29 protein-coding genes and 1 pseudogene are annotated in these 17550 nt (G+C 58.3%); 22 read left to right on the top strand and 8 right to left on the bottom strand.

Annotated features, from left to right (window positions below; all coding sequences use genetic code 11):
- Positions 1-40 precede the first annotated feature (40 nt).
- The 4 genes from ACS5Q8_RS17185 to ACS5Q8_RS17170 form a co-directional block, all read right to left on the bottom strand.
- On the bottom strand, positions 41-265 hold the full coding sequence (locus ACS5Q8_RS17185) for a hypothetical protein (RefSeq protein ID WP_465159214.1): 225 nt from the start codon (positions 263-265) through the stop codon (positions 41-43).
- 5 nt (positions 266-270) lie between these two features.
- A complete protein-coding gene (locus ACS5Q8_RS17180; RefSeq protein WP_465159213.1) occupies positions 271-495 on the bottom strand; it encodes a hypothetical protein in 225 nt (74 codons plus the stop codon).
- A gap of 8 nt (positions 496-503) precedes the next feature.
- A complete protein-coding gene (locus ACS5Q8_RS17175; RefSeq protein WP_247395612.1) occupies positions 504-764 on the bottom strand; it encodes a hypothetical protein in 261 nt (86 codons plus the stop codon).
- 75 nt (positions 765-839) lie between these two features.
- Positions 840-1508 (bottom strand): LexA family protein, encoded by a 669-nt coding sequence (locus ACS5Q8_RS17170; protein WP_465159212.1) that lies wholly within the window; start codon positions 1506-1508, stop codon positions 840-842.
- A gap of 87 nt (positions 1509-1595) precedes the next feature.
- On the opposite strand from ACS5Q8_RS17170, the gene ACS5Q8_RS17165 reads away from it, so the two are divergent.
- The 16 genes and pseudogenes from ACS5Q8_RS17165 (at position 1596) to ACS5Q8_RS17090 (ending at position 10356) form a co-directional block, all read left to right on the top strand.
- Complete coding sequence (locus tag ACS5Q8_RS17165) at positions 1596-1811, top strand: helix-turn-helix domain-containing protein (RefSeq protein WP_003218319.1); 216 nt, start codon at positions 1596-1598, stop codon at positions 1809-1811.
- A 54-nt stretch (positions 1812-1865) separates the two neighbouring features.
- Positions 1866-2486 (top strand): DUF8585 domain-containing protein, encoded by a 621-nt coding sequence (locus tag ACS5Q8_RS17160; RefSeq protein ID WP_465159211.1) that lies wholly within the window; start codon positions 1866-1868, stop codon positions 2484-2486.
- Between the two features lie 63 nt (positions 2487-2549).
- Positions 2550-3383: a hypothetical protein gene (locus ACS5Q8_RS17155; RefSeq protein WP_465159210.1), complete on the top strand. Its 834-nt coding sequence runs from the start codon at positions 2550-2552 to the stop codon at positions 3381-3383.
- Between the two features lie 36 nt (positions 3384-3419).
- Positions 3420-4265, top strand: a complete 846-nt coding sequence (locus tag ACS5Q8_RS17150) for a ParB/RepB/Spo0J family partition protein (protein ID WP_465159209.1) — start codon at positions 3420-3422, stop codon at positions 4263-4265.
- 1 nt (position 4266) lies between these two features.
- Positions 4267-4557: pseudogene (locus ACS5Q8_RS17145) on the top strand (phage replication protein); the annotation flags it as partial.
- A gap of 9 nt (positions 4558-4566) precedes the next feature.
- Positions 4567-4854 (top strand): HNH endonuclease, encoded by a 288-nt coding sequence (locus ACS5Q8_RS17140; protein WP_465160366.1) that lies wholly within the window; start codon positions 4567-4569, stop codon positions 4852-4854.
- Positions 4851-5762: a helix-turn-helix domain-containing protein gene (locus ACS5Q8_RS17135; RefSeq protein ID WP_465159208.1), complete on the top strand. Its 912-nt coding sequence runs from the start codon at positions 4851-4853 to the stop codon at positions 5760-5762. Before ACS5Q8_RS17140 ends, ACS5Q8_RS17135 begins: the two co-directional genes overlap by 4 nt.
- Complete coding sequence (locus ACS5Q8_RS17130; RefSeq protein ID WP_465159207.1) at positions 5749-6546, top strand: hypothetical protein; 798 nt, start codon at positions 5749-5751, stop codon at positions 6544-6546. The genes ACS5Q8_RS17135 and ACS5Q8_RS17130 overlap by 14 nt, the downstream gene beginning before the upstream one ends.
- A complete protein-coding gene (locus tag ACS5Q8_RS17125) occupies positions 6543-7049 on the top strand; it encodes a hypothetical protein (protein WP_465159206.1) in 507 nt (168 codons plus the stop codon). The genes ACS5Q8_RS17130 and ACS5Q8_RS17125 overlap by 4 nt, the downstream gene beginning before the upstream one ends.
- Positions 7046-7237: a DUF1382 family protein gene (locus ACS5Q8_RS17120; protein WP_465159205.1), complete on the top strand. Its 192-nt coding sequence runs from the start codon at positions 7046-7048 to the stop codon at positions 7235-7237. The genes ACS5Q8_RS17125 and ACS5Q8_RS17120 overlap by 4 nt, the downstream gene beginning before the upstream one ends.
- Complete coding sequence (locus ACS5Q8_RS17115; protein WP_465159204.1) at positions 7230-7817, top strand: DUF1367 family protein; 588 nt, start codon at positions 7230-7232, stop codon at positions 7815-7817. The genes ACS5Q8_RS17120 and ACS5Q8_RS17115 overlap by 8 nt, the downstream gene beginning before the upstream one ends.
- On the top strand, positions 7814-8455 hold the full coding sequence (locus ACS5Q8_RS17110; RefSeq protein ID WP_465159203.1) for a recombination protein NinG: 642 nt from the start codon (positions 7814-7816) through the stop codon (positions 8453-8455). The genes ACS5Q8_RS17115 and ACS5Q8_RS17110 overlap by 4 nt, the downstream gene beginning before the upstream one ends.
- On the top strand, positions 8440-9072 hold the full coding sequence (locus ACS5Q8_RS17105; protein WP_465159202.1) for a hypothetical protein: 633 nt from the start codon (positions 8440-8442) through the stop codon (positions 9070-9072). The genes ACS5Q8_RS17110 and ACS5Q8_RS17105 overlap by 16 nt, the downstream gene beginning before the upstream one ends.
- A 72-nt stretch (positions 9073-9144) precedes the next feature.
- A complete protein-coding gene (locus ACS5Q8_RS17100) occupies positions 9145-9411 on the top strand; it encodes a hypothetical protein (protein WP_465159201.1) in 267 nt (88 codons plus the stop codon).
- The gene (locus tag ACS5Q8_RS17095) at positions 9408-9953 is read left to right on the top strand and encodes a hypothetical protein (protein ID WP_465159200.1); all 546 of its coding nucleotides are present in this window, start codon (positions 9408-9410) and stop codon (positions 9951-9953) included. Before ACS5Q8_RS17100 ends, ACS5Q8_RS17095 begins: the two co-directional genes overlap by 4 nt.
- 205 nt (positions 9954-10158) lie before the next feature.
- Positions 10159-10356 carry a hypothetical protein gene (locus ACS5Q8_RS17090; RefSeq protein ID WP_465159199.1) on the top strand — a complete coding sequence of 66 codons (198 nt, stop codon included), beginning with the start codon at positions 10159-10161 and terminating at the stop codon, positions 10354-10356.
- An 88-nt stretch (positions 10357-10444) separates the two neighbouring features.
- On the opposite strand, the gene ACS5Q8_RS17085 is transcribed toward ACS5Q8_RS17090, so the two are convergent.
- A complete protein-coding gene (locus ACS5Q8_RS17085; protein WP_489990328.1) occupies positions 10445-10672 on the bottom strand; it encodes a DUF6555 family protein in 228 nt (75 codons plus the stop codon).
- A 331-nt stretch (positions 10673-11003) separates the two neighbouring features.
- Here ACS5Q8_RS17085 and ACS5Q8_RS17080 point away from each other — a divergent pair, with 331 nt between their 5' ends.
- Positions 11004-11336, top strand: coding sequence for a phage holin, lambda family (locus ACS5Q8_RS17080; protein ID WP_465159198.1), 333 nt, complete (start codon positions 11004-11006; stop codon positions 11334-11336).
- Positions 11337-11376: 40 nt separating this feature from the next.
- Here the strand turns inward: ACS5Q8_RS17080 and ACS5Q8_RS17075 are convergent, their stop codons facing one another.
- Positions 11377-11718, bottom strand: coding sequence for a hypothetical protein (locus tag ACS5Q8_RS17075; RefSeq protein ID WP_104902922.1), 342 nt, complete (start codon positions 11716-11718; stop codon positions 11377-11379).
- A 129-nt stretch (positions 11719-11847) separates the two neighbouring features.
- Here ACS5Q8_RS17075 and ACS5Q8_RS17070 point away from each other — a divergent pair, with 129 nt between their 5' ends.
- Positions 11848-12276 carry a proteasome subunit beta gene (locus ACS5Q8_RS17070; protein WP_465159197.1) on the top strand — a complete coding sequence of 143 codons (429 nt, stop codon included), beginning with the start codon at positions 11848-11850 and terminating at the stop codon, positions 12274-12276.
- Here the strand turns inward: ACS5Q8_RS17070 and ACS5Q8_RS17065 are convergent.
- Together ACS5Q8_RS17065 and ACS5Q8_RS17060 are read right to left on the bottom strand one after the other, a co-directional pair.
- Positions 12269-12616 (bottom strand): hypothetical protein, encoded by a 348-nt coding sequence (locus tag ACS5Q8_RS17065; RefSeq protein WP_465159196.1) that lies wholly within the window; start codon positions 12614-12616, stop codon positions 12269-12271. The genes ACS5Q8_RS17070 and ACS5Q8_RS17065 overlap by 8 nt on opposite strands.
- Before the next feature lie 59 nt (positions 12617-12675).
- Complete coding sequence (locus tag ACS5Q8_RS17060) at positions 12676-12885, bottom strand: hypothetical protein (RefSeq protein WP_465159195.1); 210 nt, start codon at positions 12883-12885, stop codon at positions 12676-12678.
- A 90-nt stretch (positions 12886-12975) separates the two neighbouring features.
- Between ACS5Q8_RS17060 and ACS5Q8_RS17055 the strand changes: the two genes are divergently transcribed.
- Genes ACS5Q8_RS17055 through ACS5Q8_RS17040 form a run of 4 tightly spaced genes read left to right on the top strand, consistent with a single transcriptional unit; the run spans position 12976 to position 17548 of the window.
- On the top strand, positions 12976-13584 hold the full coding sequence (locus tag ACS5Q8_RS17055) for a hypothetical protein (protein ID WP_465159194.1): 609 nt from the start codon (positions 12976-12978) through the stop codon (positions 13582-13584).
- A gap of 1 nt (position 13585) precedes the next feature.
- Positions 13586-15073: a terminase large subunit gene (locus ACS5Q8_RS17050; RefSeq protein WP_465159193.1), complete on the top strand. Its 1488-nt coding sequence runs from the start codon at positions 13586-13588 to the stop codon at positions 15071-15073.
- A complete protein-coding gene (locus tag ACS5Q8_RS17045; RefSeq protein WP_465159192.1) occupies positions 15070-16488 on the top strand; it encodes a DUF4055 domain-containing protein in 1419 nt (472 codons plus the stop codon). The genes ACS5Q8_RS17050 and ACS5Q8_RS17045 overlap by 4 nt, the downstream gene beginning before the upstream one ends.
- The gene (locus ACS5Q8_RS17040) at positions 16463-17548 is read left to right on the top strand and encodes a minor capsid protein (RefSeq protein ID WP_465159191.1); all 1086 of its coding nucleotides are present in this window, start codon (positions 16463-16465) and stop codon (positions 17546-17548) included. Before ACS5Q8_RS17045 ends, ACS5Q8_RS17040 begins: the two co-directional genes overlap by 26 nt.
- The last annotated feature ends 2 nt before the right edge of the window (positions 17549-17550 follow it).

The raw sequence follows: 17550 nt of genomic DNA, 5'->3' as shown, positions 1-17550 counted from the left end.
GCAATATAGGCTCTTATTGTTCTACGACAGGAACTCCGATTTAACCCCATTTTTGAACACCATAGAAATGGTTCAGCGCTATCAGCTCAAACACGGCCACGAAAACGCAGAGCATGAGGAAGCCAGGGCTGAACACCCGCTTGCGGCCGTATTGGTTTCCGCCCAGCCCGACCGCATCGGAAGCATCAGGAATCACCATAAGCAACGCCAGGCAAGCAATGACCCCAACCTTGCTCCAGAAGCTCTGATTTCGCCATGCAGTCATCCGCGCTATTCCGCGACCCGCTTTATTTGACCGCTCTTCACTTGCTCGGCATAACCCACCAACCTGTCGGCTTCCTCATAGAGCGTGCCCACCAGCCCCATCAGGGCTATGGCATCGGCATCGCTGAGCTTTTCCGCCAGCTTTCCCAGGTCGATACAGGACTGCTCAAGGTTGAAGGCGATGGCCTTGAGGTCGCGGCGCAGTTGCTGGTTGAGTTTGGTGAGAGACATGGAGCCTCCTATACACTTCGCCTGAAGGATTTGACGAGCTTCGACAGCAGCGAGTCCTGCGGAGAGCTTCCCCGCCCTACTAAGTCTTCCAAGGCTATTGTCGCTTCGAGTGTTCGCTCTCTAAGCAGGCTGAGCCTGGTATGCAGTTCTTTTTTCAGTCGCTTTCGATCGTCAGCAGGCGACAGGTCTATCAGCTTCCCGGCCATGAAAAAATTCAGCTCCATCTGTTGGTCTAGCGTTTCGGTAATCTGCTTGATTGCCTCGTTCATCCCGAGTCCTACTCAGTTGAATCAGCTATCTGGCGTGGAGCCATCACCATAATTTTGGAGCTGCTCCGGCGATGATCAATAAAATTTCTGCAGCGCCTGTACGACCACACCCACGATCCGGCAGTTCTCGTCGACTGCCTCAATGGGATAGCTCGGGTTCAGTGGCTTCAGGAACAGCCGGCCACCGTCGCTCACGAGTTTCTTGAATGTCGCTTCATTGCTGTCCGGCAGCTTGGCCACGACCAGCTTACCTGGCGCGACCTCGGCTTCGGTGTCGACCAAGATCAGCGTGCCCTCGGTGACGCTCTGGCCTGCAGGGGCCGTCATCGAGTCGCCTTTCACCTTTAGCCAGAACGCCGTGCCTTTGGAGTCGTACTCCGAAAACTCATAGCTGTCCGAGAAGCCGGCGGGGTAGGGCTCTACAGCCTCGGCCCAGGCGCCGGCGGCTACCCAGCTAATTACCGGGTAGCGGAATGATTTGGTGGGCTGGACCGCAATGGAGATGTTCGACTCTCCAGAGCTCGCGGTCGAACCTGCCGATAGCATGGGCCCGATCTCATCGGACAGCCATTTAGCGCTCACTCCGCATGCGTCGGCGATCTTCACTACGTGCGCGGTGGCTTTCGATTTTCCACGTTCGAGGTCAGAAATCGACGTCTGCGTGATGCCTGCTTTGGCAGCCAACTCACCCTGGTTGAGTTTGGCGTGTCGGCGCGCTGTCTTTAAACGGTCTTTGAATTCCATTCGGCGAGTATTACGGGTGCTCCCATATCCTTGCAAATCGGTATTCCCATAATCTACTATATGGGTATTCCCGTATGGAGGGGCACCATGAACACTATTTATAAGGACCTCGTTGCCTTCTTCGGCACTCAGGAGGTCACCGCTGAAAAGCTCAAGGTTGATCAAAGCACCGTTTCCGGTTGGGTTCGTGAAAAGCACGGGATGTCTCCAGTGGTTGCCAAGCGAGCGGAGGCGTTGACCGGAGGTGCTTTCAAAAAAGAGTCCCTTTGTCCGTCGTTTCCCTGGGCCGAGATGGCCGCCTAAGCGACATCCCTGTGCGCCGTTCCATTGAGGCCAGATTAGAAGAGAGCAGTCCCCATGAAAACGTCCAGTTCCAGACACACCGTACAGACCCGTGATCAGGTGCTGGTCGCCCATGCTGCAAACCAGATCGCGCGCACCAGCCTGAGCCAAGACGATTTCGCCCAGGCGCTGAGCCGCGAGATCTATCTGGCCGTACCCGCTTCGAAAATCGAGCTGGCAAAGGTTCCTGACTTTGAGGGACTGGCCCGCCAAAACGACGTAGGTGAATTCATCAAGGCGACCGGCCGCTGGCTCAAGCGTGTTCAGCGCTGGCTGTCGGGCGATCAGGAAATGCCGTCCTGGCTTGAAGAGTCATGGGTGAACGCCCTTGAGCCTGAATTTCGCGACCACTGCATCAATGAGCTGGCGAGCCGTCATGGCCTGACCGGCGCTCGCCAGATGACCAGCGATCAATGCGCGAACAAAAGTTTCGGCGCGCTGATCCGCGCCCTGGGCGACGTGATCGATACCGGCAGCGAAGTGTTTGACGACCAGGTGATGTGCGAGCAGGACCTGCCGCATTTGCCGGCGTTCGCCAAGCAGTGTCGTCAGGTTGAAGCGAAGGCGGGGGAGTTGGGGCGCAAGGCTGAGCAGTTGCTCAAGGACGCCCGACCAAATCTGAAATCTATCGCCTGAATCCCAGGCACAAAAAAGCCAGGTTCGTGGCCTGGCTCATTGCGTAACTAAAGGACAATCTACATGAGCAATTTAACCCAAAACGCCATCAACGTAAACGGCCCGGCAATTACCGTCGAGCAGGTGACACCTGAGATCGCTCGTGCGTGGCTTGAGCGTAACACCGGAAATCGCGCGGCAAGCATGGCGCATGTCGCGAAGCTGGAAAAAGCGATCCGGGATGGCGGCTGGAAGATGACCGGCGACCCCATCCGATTCTCAAAGGGCGGCAGCCTGCTGGATGGCCAGCACCGCCTGCATGCCATTCTTCAGTCCGGTATCACGGTCACTTGCGTAGTAATGCGAGGCTTTGACGAAAGCATTTTCGACGTACTCGATAGCGGGAAAGGTCGCCAAAAGTCGGATGTGCTGTTTGTCCAGTTGGGGCTACCTGTTGAAACCTGCAAGATGCTGGCGACCGCCACCACCTGGGTCATTGATTACGAGAAAGAGCAGTTTGGTTTCCCCGGCAAAGCTGAGAAGACCGATGTTCTTGAATTCGTGAAACGCAACCCGCTCTTGATTGCTGCCGCCGAATACGGCCAAACCCTGCCTCGACAATCTCCTGTTCCGCGCTCCATCGCGGCAATGTTTTATTTTTATGCAAGCCAGCGCAACCAGCCCTTGGCTGAGCGATTCCTTGAGCGCTTCATGGTGGGCGCCGTTGAGGGGGTCAACGACAACCTTCTATATCTGCGCAATCGCTGCTTTGCCGCCTCGGTTGATCGTCGCCCGATCCACCGCAGCCAAGTCATTGCCGCCCTGATTCGCACCTGGAACGCAGAGCTGCGTGGCAAGCCTATCAAGCACGCGACCAACGTTATGCGAGTCGACGACACCTTCCCGACCTTCATCTAAATAGGATGGGGGTGGGAAACCGTCCCCTGTCAAAAAATGGCCGATCAAATCATTCAGTGCCAGGCATCCCTGATCAAGGTCGCGAATCGATTCCGCAAGGACTTCGGCGACATTGAAAGCCTGGCCGCAAGTATTTCAGATATAGGGCTCTTGCAGCCAATCGGCATCGACTCGGGGTATCGCCTTGTCTTCGGTGAGCGGCGCCTGCGCGCGTGTCTTTCCCTCGGATGGAAGAAGATTCCGGTCCGCACCGTTCACCTCGATTCAATCTTGCAAGGCGAACTGGCCGAGAATGAATTCCGCAAGGACTTCACCCCGTCCGAGCGCGTTGCTATTGGCGAGGCTATTGAGCGAGAAATCGGCGACAGAATGGGCCGCCCATCAGATGAAAGTAAGGAAAAATTTCCTGACTTTACCCCTCAGGGACAGACTCGAGACATAGCAGCAAAGGCTGCTGGTTTCGGCAACGGCAAAACCTATGAGCAGGCTAAGCGCGTAGCTAACGAGGCTGCCCCTGAACTTGTGCAGGCAATGGATGAGGGCCGCGCCTCGGTATCTGGCGCCGTAGCCCTGCTGGTGTTGCCAAAGGATCAGCAGGCATCTGTTGCGGCCGGAGATAAGAAGTCGATTCAGCAGGCCTCCAAGGCTGCCAAGGCGCCGCTTAAGGAGCAGGCTCGCGCATCTGACCTCGTCCTCAGCGTAATCACTCAGGTGGAGCTGATAGGCCGCTACGTCGAGCGCAGTGAGGTTGGTGTGCCTAGTTTTGCTGGTCAGTTTCTTTCTGACTTGATCGAAGCGGACGCCACAATCCAGGCGCGGCTATCCGCCATTCTTCCAGTGCTGCAAGGCCTCTCAGATATCGCTAGCGCGGTGGAGGCCTGACATGCAGTTCACGCTATCTATTAACCAGGTTAAGTCGCTTGAGTGGGGTCTGAACTCCCAGCAAGCGCTCTTGTTCGCTTTCGTCTACTCATGCCCAAGCTGGACGACTCCAGTAAAGACCGAGAACGGTATCTTCTTTGCGCTCAGCAAGGCCAAGATCATCGAGGAGCTGCCGCTGCTCACTGACAAGCCGGACACCGCTTACCGCATGCTGAAGGCCCTGGAAGAGGCCGGTTTGATTGAGCTGCGTCCTGAGGCACTCCGACTCACCGAAAAAGGCTGTGAGTGGAACCCGAACCGTATGGGCCACGTCACTGCTTACCAACCTCCAGTCCTCCCAACTCGGCGCAGGACGAAAAAGAAACCAATACCTTCCGGTCTGCGCGCTCAAGTGTTCGCCCGCGACGGTCACGCTTGCCTGCGCTGTGGCTGCTCGGTGCTGATGCGTTTGAGGGCTGATCACGTCACCCCTGAAAGCCAGGGCGGAGATGCCTCTTTGGGCAACCTTCAAACCCTTTGCATGTCCTGCAATAGCTGGAAAGGCGTGCAGACGATTGATTTCCGCGCCTTCGCCGGAGGTGCGACATGAGCATGACCCTCATGGTCGCCGCGATGAAACTTCGCGTCGGCAACCCATTGCGCAAACTGGTGCTGATCAAGCTGGCCGACAACGCGAGCGACGTAGGCGAGTGCTGGCCGTCTTATCAGCATATCGCCGATCAGTGCGAGATCAGCAAGCGCTCTGTCATGAACCACATTACAGCCTTGTGTGAAGCAGGGCTGTTGCGTAAGGAAATTCGGAAGGGCGGCCCGAAGGGGAACTCATCGAACGTCTACTTCCTGACCCTCGATGGTGGTGTACCTCCTGCACCAGGGGTAGTGCAGCAGATTCACCAGGGTAATGCAGCAGGTTCACCCCCTAGTGAATCTCCTGCACCAGGGGGTAGTGCAGCAGCTGCACCCAGAATCAGTAACTCTCTTGAACCAGTCATAGAACCGGTCATTGAACCAATTACGCCCCAGGCTACCGCCAAGGTCGTGACGGGGCAGGTCGTGCAATTCGTTCCGCAGCAACCACGAGTTGAGATCCCTGCCGACATGCCAGGCCCTAAAGACCAAACCTGCAAAACCTTCAAGGTCTGGGCGAACTACGCCATGGCCTACCGCAAACGCTACAACGCCTGGCCGGTGTGGAACGCCAAGACTGGCAAGCAGATGGCTTTGCTCGTCGACAGACTGGGCGCCGACGTCGCCCACCACGTGGCAGCCCACTTCCTGAAAACCAGTGATGCCGCCGTCCTGCGCAAGTGCCACAGCCTCAACGAACTGCTGGCTAACGCCGAGAGCTATCACACGCAGTGGGTCACCGGGCAGCGCATCAACGGAACAACCGCCCGCCAGATGGAAAGGACTGAGGCAAACCTCTCCGCAGCCGAGCAGGCCGCCCAGATGGTTCTGGCCAAGCGCCAAGCAGGTGACCGAAATGAATACCTCTGAAATGAATGATCAGCAGGTTGCCGGACTGGCCGCCGCCATCTGCGCGACGGCCGAGGCCATGGGTCAGGAAATGAACCCAGGCACTGCGGCGATGATGGCCGAAGACCTCTGTGCCTACCCGGTGCCTGTCGTCAAAGCCGCGTTGAAGGCGTGCCGCTTCGAAGTGAAGGGCAAGCTGGCTATGGCTGACATCCTGCAGCGTGTCCAGACCTCCGACGGCCGCCCAGGCAAGGACGAGGCCTGGGCCATTGCCATGACCACCAACGACGAATTCGAAACTGTGGTGCTGACCGACGAAATCCAGTTGGCCTTGGCCGCTGCAAAGCCGGTGCTCGATGCCGGCGACAAGGTAGGTGCCCGCATGGCTTTCATCAGCGCGTATGAGCGGTTCGTGGGCCAGGCCCGCGAGGATGCGAAGGCAGTCAACTGGCATGTGTCCGTAGGCTTTGACGCCAACCGCCGTATCCAGGCAGTCACCAGGGCAGTGCAGATGCAGCGTATCCCCCGCGAATACGGCCAGAAGTACTTGGCAGACCTGAGCATTGAGCCAATCACCGAGGATGGCCGGGCTGTCGTCGGGCTGCTCACAGGTGCAGTTGCCCGGCCAGAGCCGGCTCTTCGCGCAAAGCTCGAGATCGTGAAGAACTCGATGCTGGAAATGCGCAAGGCCACGGCCAAGCGGAAGGATGAAATTCGAATTGATGCGGCCAATGAGTTGGCTGATCGCCGGGCGATGCTGATCAAGCAGGCTCAGGAGCTGGAAGCGAAGAGGGCGGCGCAATGAACGAATCCAGGCAGCAACAGATCCTCGCGGGCCAGTCTTCAATCGCACAGAAGGTCTTCGCCTACGTCCCGATCCAAACGAGCTGGAGCAACCATGAAATCCACGGTGCGGTATCGACGGCCAAGGCCACCGGCGCATCGCCTTATGCAATTCGTCGCGCCCTGGGCGAGCTCAAGGAAGCCGGCCTGATCCGCGAGCCGATCGGTGGCAAGTTTCAGCGTGACGCAGCAACCCCAAAACCTAAGAAGGAGCAGGCAGTGACCCAGGTAGCCAAGACATCCGCTGTTTCGATCAAGAAGCCTGAGACCGGCGCGCTGGACGTCCTGGCAAGCCTTTCCGGTGAGGTGGTGAATCTGGCCGACGACTTCAGCAAGCGCATGAAAGCGCTCGCCACTCGCATCGAAGAGGTGGCGCTATCGGTTGAGATTGAGCGCGAGAGCAATGCCGAGGCCGTGAACAAGCTGAAACAGCTGCAGGAGCTGCTGAAGGGGATATCGCAATGAAGCGTGCAAACCCAGCCCAACTGCGCCAATCCCTTGAGGTGGCCAACGCCCTGGTTAGGCACGGAATCCGTTTTGTGTGTATGCCGGTGGTAGATGAGGCCGACGGCGCTAACCTCGCCAGTCAAGCATCCGAGCGCCTGGAGCGCCTGGCATTCATCGCAGAAACGGCGGAGGTGAACAATGGCTGAACTCGCCCTTATCCGCACTGCCCACGGTTTAATGCCGGCCACTGAGGCTGATCGTGAGCTGACCCAGAAATGGAAGCTGGGCCAGGTCGTCCATGGCAAGTTCACCCGTATGCGTAACGCCAAGTTCCACGGCAAGTTCTTCTCCATGCTGGACCTGGCGTGGGAGTACTGGGAGCCGGTCGGCGGCCTGGTGCCGCGTCAGGAGTTGCGCGGTATCCAGGGGTTGGCCAAGTTCTTTGAGGCGCAGAGCGGAAAGCCTGGGCAGTTGTCGCATGCGGTTGATGCGTACATTACCGGCCTAGAGTCGGCCAGGGCCGAGCGCTTTCCTGCCGTGGACAAGTCCCGCGAGGCATTCCGCGAGTGGGTGACGATCGAGGCCGGTCACTTCCACCTGGTGCGAACGCCCGACGGCGTGCGCAAGGAGGCCAAGTCGATCAGTTGGGCGTCAATGGACGATACGGCGTTTGAGCCCCTTTACCGCGACGTGTTCAACGCCTGCTGGCGCCTGGTGCTGTCTGCACATTTTGAAACCGAAGAGGCGGCCTTGAGCGCTGCCGACCAGATTGGGAGCTACGCATGAAGCGCACCCCACTACAGCGAAAGACCCCGCTCACATCAGGCGGCCCACGCCGCAAGCGCTGCCCGTCCTGCCGGGTGATGTTCGTGCCATCCAGAAGCTCGCAGGCTGTGTGCGGTGAGATCGAGTGCGCCATCGATCACGGTCAGTCGGAGAGGGGGCAGGCAAGCGCTCGCAAGGCCCTGGCGGATGTAGAGCGCCGCGAGATCAAGGTCCGCAAGGAGGCCCTGAAAAGACGCGGCGATTACGCCAAGGAAGCCCAGGCAGTCATAAACCGCTATGTCCGTCTGCGTGACGCGCACCTTGGCTGCATCAGTTGCGACAAGCCGGCGACCTGGGGCGGCCAATGGCATTGCTCTCACTTCCGCAGCGTTGGCGCCGCCGCACATCTGCGCTTCAACCTCTGGAACATGAACAAGTCCTGCTCTCAGTGCAATGCCCACCTGAGCGGAAACATCATGGTTTACCGGCCTCGCCTGGTCGAGAAGATCGGCGCCGAAAAGGTGGCGTGGCTGGAGCGCAATCAGGATCTGGTTCGCCATGAAATCCCATATCTGAAGCGCTTGAAGTCGGTATTCACGAAGAAGACAAAGCGCCTTGAAAAACGATACGAGGAGTTCGGCTCATGTGCAGCGATGTGATTCTTCTGCGGAAATTCACCGAAATTCGCTCCGGTGGACGGCGATCTATCGGGGTGTTCCAGTGCCGAGATTGCCTTGGTGAGTTTGAGACGCGCACTGAGCGGGCAAAGGTCATGACCGGGCTTTGCATCCCTTGCGCTAACAAGCGTGGCGGTCAGAAGCGTTCAACCCACGGGTTCAACAACAGAAACAGCCGGCTGCATGTGACCTGGTCAAACATGAAAAGGCGATGCCTGAAACCAAGGGGCACCGAGGTGCAGAAGTACGAGGGCGTCACCCTCTGCGATGAGTGGATGAGCTTCGAGCCATTCATGCAGTGGTCGCTAGCCAATGGCTACACCGATGAGCTGACCCTTGACCGCATCGAGTCCTCCAAAGGGTACGAGCCAGGAAACTGCCGGTACGCGGACTACAACGTCCAGGCGGCAAATCGTCGCCTCACCGATAAGAACACCAGCGGCCATGTCGGGGTTTCTTGGGATCGAGGCAAGTGGTCGGCAAAGGTCCAGTGGCAGAAAAAGCAAATACATCTCGGCCGATTCAAGGACATCAAGGACGCAATTAAGGCGCGCAACGATTACCTGGCGGCGAACGACCTGCCGCATTTGAGGGCCTAGAGACATGGAAGAGATCAAGGTCATCAAGGCCGAGTACCGGGCAATGTCCAGAGAATTCAAGAGGGCTGCAGCATGAATCAGATTGTGCAAATCACTGGCGGCGCAAGCAGGCCCTCCAAGGGCTGGCTGAAGCCTATGTTCCCGATCACGGGTAAGGCCCACTACTTCAATCAGGAAAAGGAGTTCGCTGCGATCACAGCGCAAGGCAGGGCATATTTCTGGCGCTCGCTCTGCGGAATCGACACGGTAAGCACGGACAAAATGCCGATGTTCGAGCCTGGCAACTGGGATCGTTGCAAAAAATGTGAACAGAAATTGGCTCGGAGGGCCGCAGCATGACCTATCGCAACGTTGTTTCAGCAGTGGTTCGGGCACTGGCCGCCGAGACAATCTCGTCCGCAGGCGGCTACGACTTTGAGCCCAAGGTGCAATGCGCCAAGCAGAAGGGGGAGATCGTCGGCAAAGAGGCGGCGTTTCTCCAGGACTGCTGGGTGTTCGGTCGCCTGCACAAAGCGCTTACCCCGGCGCACTGGCGGGTGCTGGTGGCGAAGTACTCAACCCACGAAGAGCGCAAGCACGGCGCCATCTTGGAGCTGCTCAACTCGGTGCGCACGCCGGCGCCGAAACGATTTCGGGAGTGCGCCGTGCTGACCTGGGCCATTCCGCAGGTTGCAGGTGCCGAGGGCAAGCGTTCCGCCGCGGTGCTGCCGGCCGCCTGGTACGACATCACCAACTGGGACAACGACGGCAAGCCGGAATCAACCCGCTACCGGTGGCGCTCGTCGATCCGCAAGGCACTGGATGACCAGGTGAACAAGGCGCTGACTGCTGCCCAGGAGCTGCTCGATGCGGAGGGGCTCATCGAAAGTTGCGCTGCGTAGCAGTTAGCCATTGCAATGAGTGAGAAAGTGAGAGAATATTTACCCATCCTGTCGATCTTGCGCGTTAGGGATTGACACTAAAAAGCCTCGCCACCGTGCGGGGCTTTTTGCTTTGCGCCGTTCGTCCAGTGTTCGGCACTCGCTGCGACCTGCCGACTCAAATGTTTAAGCGCGGATATTCCGAGCGTTTGAACGGAGAGTCAGCATGGACATTGATAAGAGTGCGCCAGGCAACATTTCTCAACAGGAAGTGACCCGCGGCACGGATAATGAGACAGGGCACGATCCGAGGCGTGACGAGGACAAGACTTCGCTGCCGCCCGACGACGATGCACCTCTTGAAGAGGATATGTCGGACGTTGACGCTGCCGATTCAGTTGCGAGCGAGCACCCCGACAACTGATTGAAGTATCAGTCAACAAGCCCGGCCACCACGCTGGGGTTTTTATTCGAAAAATTTGCGTGTTAGAACTGCGGCAGCGCCCGCAGTTTTATCCGGCTTTATTCCAACGGACCTTCGTAACACCCAGCTTGTCAGCAATTTTTAATATTGAGTCCCGAGACAGACCTATCGGTATCCAATATTCAGGGCCCTCACCAGCATGTCTTGCAGCCATGCGAATCGCATCATCTTCGCTGAATGCCGTTGCACTCGTATAGAAGTGCTCCGGCTCCCCATCGCGTAGGTAATGGATTTTATAGGGTATTAAATTTGCCATTAGAGCCTCTTGGCCTAAGCCATACCCAAAAGGGTCGATCCTAGAAACTGGAATTCAGAGAGGTCTGTCGGATGGTGATACCGATAGAAATCGTGATGCCTGAACTGCGGACGCTGCGTTATGGGATCGCTTTAAAGTTCGACTAATTAGCCCCCCAATCGTTCGATCTATCAATTTGATGCTCATTTTTGAGGCTTTAGCAGTCGCTGAGGTCCTTTCGTTTTCGGCCCCGCCGCACCCTTCGCTCTGAGCTGGGAGTGCCGCCGGGGCTGATCTATTCCGCAGGTCATGGCCTGTCATATTCATAACTCCCTGACGGGGAGGAACCGAGATGTCCAACATGCCAGACAAACCAGACACATGGGCGATTGCGCTTGCGTGGTTTAGCCAGCATTCGCCAATCCTCTATGCGGCTGCGCTGTCCTGCGCCATGGCCGTCCTGCGCATCACCTACGGCGGCGGCACGCGGCGCCAGATGCTGGTGGAGGGCGCGATCTGTGGCGGCCTGACGTTGACGATCATCAGCGGCCTGGACTTCTTCGGTCTACCCCAGAGCATGGCCACCTTCGCAGGCGGCTGGGTTGGCTTCCTGGGTGTGGAGAAGATCCGGTCGATTGCTGACAGGGTGACTGACTTCAAACTGCCCGGTCGCAAGGTCGATTAATCCGCGCCACGTTTTCGACTGCGCCAAATCGTGGCGCGATCTAGTCGTGATCGCTATAGGCCGTCACCACCACCGGCTTCACGGGGAACCACAACCACTCGCCGTCTTGAAGCGGTTCATGGAAGCTGCGCGTCACCTCGAACATATGCTCACTTCGTAGATCATGCGAAGGCCTCAGCTCAATTAAGAAGCTCCCTGGCCAATTTGAGAACGGAGCGGTTCGAATCCCTAGCCAGCCCGACCTCTGGACAATTGCGCCAGTGTTGTCTGCGCCCGCATAGAGTGACCGCTCGCCAGGGGCGAAATGAAACTGGACGTCGGTTAGCTGCTCTGGCTCAACATTTTCGGTGTGAATGACGATCCCGGCCTTGTTGTGATCCATGCGATTGCACCTTGTTATGTGTCGAGACGTATCAATACCGCCATCGGGTGAGCCAATCAAGTTATGCGGCGCTTTCAAAAAAGGGGAAGCAGATGACGACCATTGCCTACAAAGACGGCGTGATCGCCTATGACTCTCGCTGCACGCGCGGAACGACCATCACTGATGACGACTGCGAGAAGCTGGAGTGTGAAGGGTGTCCATTTCCTCTGCACTGGTTGTACCTGCGACTTCGACGCGCTGATCGCTGCCTACTTCGGAGCTACTGCATCGGCACCCGTTGAAGCATCCGGCTATGCGTTCGACGGTGAAGCCCTCTGGCTTCTTGGTCACGACGACAATACAGGGTTCTGGAAGAACAGAATCAGGCCGGATACGGGTGACGCTATCGGTAGTGGTTCAGCATTCGCCCTGGCCGCCATGGACATGGGCGCAACTGCTGCCGGAGCCGTAGAGATGTCCAAGAAGCGGGATACGTGTACTGGCGGGCAGGTTCGGACGCTGGTGGTCCTGCCGGATGTGTATAGCGAGGCTGCAATGGCTGTCCGGGCTACGTGATAGTTTTCGATGGGTCGGAGATCAGAAGGCAGCTGTACGCAACCTGGATCGCTTTGCGATACGAGTCACTAGGAACAGGGACTACATGGTCGCCATCAGCCATTGGGATTGCGTAGACCGGTCCGCCGACGTTCTCTACGGCCAGATTTTCCGGCGGAAGCCAGGACCCCTCGCCAGGCGCAAAGCCAGCCGAAGACAGCTTGCCGCCGGTGTATTCGACAACGATTGACGCCTTGTCTCTATCTGCTTGGCTGAACTCCGGAGCTGAAAGAACGAGCTTTGCAGCGACATAGTGCATTGCTCCCACCCAGAGGTGGTGGGGAAGATACTGATCACTCATTTCCGATCTCCAGCCATTGTTATGTAGGGTGTGCCGCAGGTGAATGCGGCACGGATGGGTTACTTCACCTTCAAGGCTTCTTGGATCTGATCGGCGTACTTGCCCAAGTTGTTCAGTTCGTTCTCAAGCAGTCCCCCGTTAGTGGGTGAGTTAGACGCTTTGGCCTGGATGAGTGTCAGCGCGGCTGCAACTGCAGCCTCACGCTTGGACTCAACTGAGCCCTCGCTCATGCCTGAGTGTCGGCGCAGGTTTTTAAAGTGTTCGGACATGTCGCTCTCCTTGCTGATGAGTTGATCCCCACCAATACCGGCAACGCGCCACTATTTCAATCCCGCCTTTAGCGTTACCTGAGACAATTTATGACAACCAAGCAACCCGACTGGGAGGCAATCGAACGCGCCTACCGGGCCGGTCTGCTTTCCGTCAGAGAGATCGCCGCTTCCTGTGGTGTCTCACATACAGCCATCCAGAAGCGTGCCAAGGCCAATGGCTGGGAGCGCGACCTCAAGGCGAAGATCAAGGCCAAGGCTGATTCGTTGGTTGCCAAACGAGAGGTTGCCACGCAGGTTGCCAGCAAATCAGTGGAAACCGAGCGAGAGATCATCGAGGTCAACGCTGAGGTCATCGCGAACATCCGTATGGCCCACCGCGGCGACATCTCACGCGGCCGGCGACTCGCAAACAAACTGCTGGATGAACTGGAAGGGCTGACGGACAACCGCCAGCTATTCGAAGAGCTGGGCGAGCTGCTGCGCTCTGAAGACGACAAAGGGCAGGACAAGCGGAACGACCTGTACCAGAAGATTATCGATCTGCCGGGCCGATCCAAGACGATGAAGGAAATGGCTGAGACGCTGAAAACCCTAATCACCCTGGAGCGACAGGCCTACGACCTCGACACCAAAGCCGGCAACAGTGACGCCGACGAGCTATCGAAAATGATGGACGATCTATCGAAGGAAGCCTGACATGAAGCCCGAGCACTTGAAGCTGCTCCGGGATAAGCGTTGGCGGTTGAACAACCTCTACTTCATCACGGACAAGCAGGGCAAGAAGGTCCGCTTCCGGATGACGGACGAGCAGATCGAATACTTCGAGGGGATGCACACCCGGAACATCATCCTGAAGGCCCGGCAGCTTGGCTTCACCACCGAGTGCTGCATCATTCAGCTCGACGCGGCGCTGTTCGAGTCGGCCAAGTGCGCTCTGATCGCTCACACCCTGAACGACGCCAAGCGCCTGTTCCGGGAGAAGGTGAAGTACGCCTACGACAACCTGCCTGCTGAGATCCGCGCTGCCAACCCCGCGAGCAATGACGCCGCCGGCGAGCTGGTCTTCAGCAAGGGTGGTTCGCTCTACGTCAGCACCTCGTTTCGGGGCGGCACGCTGCGTTACCTGCACGTATCCGAATTCGGAAAGATCTGCGCCAAGTTTCCGCACAAGGCGCGGGAGATCGTCACCGGCGCCTTCGAGGCTGTCGCCACCGATTGCTTCGTCACGATTGAGTCGACGGCGGAGGGCAGGGCGGGCTACTTCTTCGATTACTCGCAGAGCGCGGAGCGCCAACAACTGGCCGGCGTGCCCCTGGGCTTGCTGGACTGGAAGTTTTTCTTCTTCTCTTGGTGGAAGAACAAGGCCTATTGGCTTGACCCGACTGACGTCGTCATCCCGCAGCGCCTGACCGACTATTTCAACGACCTGTTCGCCAAGCACGGAATCGACACAAACCCAGGCCAGCGCGCCTGGTACGCGGCGAAGGAGAAGACGCTCGGCGACGACATGAAGCGGGAATACCCGTCGATCCCGGTCGAAGCCTTCCAGCAGTCGGTCGAGGGTGCTTACTACGCCCAGCAGTTGACGAAGCTCTACGCGCAGCAGCGCATCGGCGTGATCCCGAACAACAACCACCTGCCGGTGATGACCTTCTGGGACATCGGCGTTGGCGACTCCACGGCCATTTGGTTCGTGCGCCAGGTTGGCGAAGAGTTTCACGTCATTGACTACTACGAGAACAGTGGCGAGGGATTGCGGCACTACATGAAGGTGCTCAAGGACAAGGGCTACACCTACTCCGAACACTGGGGGCCGCACGATATCGATAACCGGGAGTTCGGCAGTGATGCCAAGACTCGCAGGGAGCTGGCCCAAGAGGGCTATGAGATCGACGGGCAAATTTACAGTATGACATTCGACGTAGTCCCGAAAATTGGCATCAGCGACGGCATAGAGGCGGTGCGGGAGATTCTTCCGCTCTGTGTGTTCGATGAGTCGAAGTGCGAAGAGGGCATCAACTGCATCGAAAACTACCGAAAAGAATGGGATGACAAGCGCGGCTGCTGGAAAGACAGACCACTTCATGACTGGACCTCTCACGGGTCTGATGGGTTCCGGTACTTCGCAGTGGCGAAGAGCGCCAGGAAACCGGCCACCTCTATCAAAATGGGATACGCCCGATGAGCAACGACGTCTCCTTCAAGCGGGCGGAATACACGGCAGTACTGGACCGCTGGGCGACCGTTCGCGATGTCTGCGCCGGGCAGCACCGGGTTGTCGACCGACTGCCCTACATCAACGCGCACGACAAGTCGCCGGAGAACGAAGACCGGAACCGGGCTTACCGCGAGCGGGCGGTGTTCAAGAACGCTACTGGGCACACCCGTAACGGGTTGCTGGGCCTGGCCTTCCACAAAGACCCGACGCTCACAGTGCCGAAGAAATTGGAGTACCTGCAGGACAATGCCAACGGCTCCGGGGTGAGCATTTACCAGCACTCGCAGGGCACGCTTGAAAAGGTGCTTGAGGCCGGACGGCATGGCCTGTACGTCGACTACCACCAGGATGACGGTATTGGCGGGCATTCGGTGATCTTGTCCTACTGCGCTGAAGACATCATCAACTGGCGTACTGGCATGGTAAACGGCCATAGCGTGCTGACGCTGGTGGTGCTGCGTGAGTCGCCGGAGATACCCGACGGTTTCGGCTTCAAGACAGTTGAGCAATACCGGGAGTTGGCGCTGGAGGATGACGGTTTTGTCTGTCGCGTCTGGCGCCGGTCCGGCCCGAAAGGTGGCGGGCCACTGGCGGTCATCGAAGAATTCAGGCCGGAAGGCGTCACGGGGCGTCTCAAGGAGATCCCGTTCACCTTTGTCGGCGCGCAGAACAACGACCCCAGCATCGACGAATCACCGCTGTACGACATCGCCATGATCAACCTGGGCCATTACCGGAACAGTGCTGACTATGAAGACAGTGTCTTCTGGTGCGGCCAGGCTCAACCATGGATTTCCGGCCTGACCGAGCAGTGGGTAAAGCTGCTCGAGGCAAAGGGCGTTTATGTTGGGTCGCGTGCGCCGATGCTTCTGCCCGCGGGCGGCTCCTTCGGTTACGCGCAACCCGCTCCAAACACGTTGGTCAAGGAGGCGATGGCCGATAAGAACCAGATGATGATCGAGCTTGGCGCGCGGATGGTGGTTGCGTCACTTGCCACCAAGACTGCTACGGAGTCCCGTGGCGATCAGTCGGCTTCCACTTCGGTGCTGGCCGGCTGCGTGGCAAACGTCAGCGAGGCTTACACCCGAGCAATCATGTGGTGCTGTGCCTACATGGGCATCGCTGACAAGAAGGTTGCCTACCAGGTGAATCAGGAGTTCGTCGAGTTGACGGCTGATCCGCAGATGATCACGGCCCTGGTCGGCTTGTGGCAGAACGGCGGATTCGCGAAGGCTGACCTTCGGGCCTACCTGCGGAAGCTGGGCCTGATCGCGCCAGAGCGCACTGACCTGCAGATCGACGGCGAGTTGCAGGAGCAGGTCGACGGCCTGGGCCTGGACAACGAGGACACACCAAATGGCGGCAAACCAAGCAATCCATGACGCCACTATCCGGCACGCGGTTTTCCTCGAAAAGCTGAAGGCGGGGGAGGTGGGCAAGTTCGCCCCCTTCCTCAAGGAGATCGATCGCTCGATCCGCGACCGGCTGACCCAGTCGGACCTGGCCGAGTACAACGTCAAACGCCTTGAGGCGCTGCTGAAAGAGGTGGATAGCCTGCTGCTGGGTATATTCGACCGCTACAGCGCGCAACTGAACCTCGACTTGGTGGATATCGCCAACTATGAGGCAGAGTTCGAAGCGACCAGCCTTGCCCGGTCGGCGCCGGTTGGGGTTTCGCTGGACGTGGTCGCCCCGACGGCTGCGGCAATCCGAACCGCAGTGCTGACGAATCCACTCGGCGTGCGCGGCACCGGCGGCGGGAAGCTGCTGAAGTCCTTCATCAAGGGCTGGAACGGCGCCGAGCGAGAGCGCGTCACCGGCACCATACGGCAGGGCTTCTTCGAAGGGCAGACGAACTTCCAGATCATCCGCAACATTCGCGGCACTAAGGCGGCAGGCTACAAAGACGGCATCCTGGCGACCACCAACCGCAATGCCGGCACGGTCGTACATACCGCGATTCAGCATGTGTCGTCTCAGGCGCGCATGGAGGTGGCCAAGGCCAACACTGACATCGTGGAAGAAATCCAGATGGTGGCCACGCTGGACAGCAAGACCAGCCAGCAATGCCGCTCGATGGACAAGCGCAAGTTTCCAGTGGATTCAGGCCCAAGGCCGCCGTTTCACCCGAACTGCCGCACCACGTTTATCTTGCTGACAAAGCTCAGCGCGATGTTCGCCAAGGGCGCTACCCGGGCTTCGGTGGGCGCCAATGGCGGGCAGCAGGTCAGTGCCGACCTCGACTATTACCACTGGCTTCAGCTTCAGCCGGCAGCGTTTCAGGACGTGGCCATCGGCCCGGTCCGGGCCAAGCTGTTCCGGGAGGGTGGATTGACCGTGGAGCGCTTCGCGGAGCTGCAGCTTGATCGCAACTTCTCGCCGCTGACGCTGGTGCAGATGAAAGGGCTTGAACCGCTGGCATTCGAGAGCGCTGGAATTTAACC

The sequence above is a fragment of the Pseudomonas sp. PAMC25584 genome (assembly GCF_058135675.1).
This window is presented reverse-complemented; position numbering and strand designations above follow the sequence as displayed.